Source organism: Streptomyces griseus subsp. griseus, from assembly GCF_000720255.1.
Taxonomy (GTDB): Bacteria; Actinomycetota; Actinomycetes; order Streptomycetales; family Streptomycetaceae; genus Streptomyces; species Streptomyces griseus_I.
This window is the reverse complement of sequence record NZ_JOJE01000241.1, coordinates 1-220: the sequence shown is the minus strand read 5'-3', so window position 1 is coordinate 220 and position 220 is coordinate 1. Positions and strand designations below refer to the sequence as shown.

Genomic DNA, 220 nt, shown 5'->3' with positions numbered 1-220 from the left:
GAACAACACCGGCAACGTGCGATCCACCACCTCGACGGCGGTGTCGTTCCACCGATTGAGCACAAGATTCTGCTCGGTGTCGTTGAGGACGGGCAGGGTCTGTACGGGGGTGTCGGGGGCGTCGTCCAGGGCCTGGACGAGGCGGCTGGTAGCGGTGCCCATCAGGGACAGCACCAGATCGGGATCGATCGGGTCGACACACTGGACGGTGAAGACGAAC

Annotated in this window: 1 protein-coding gene; it reads right to left on the bottom strand. The window is 64.1% G+C overall.

From position 1 onward, the window contains the following. Window positions 1–220 (bottom strand): hypothetical protein (locus IG99_RS43960; protein ID WP_037684739.1); only part of this gene is annotated, 220 nt, incomplete at both ends.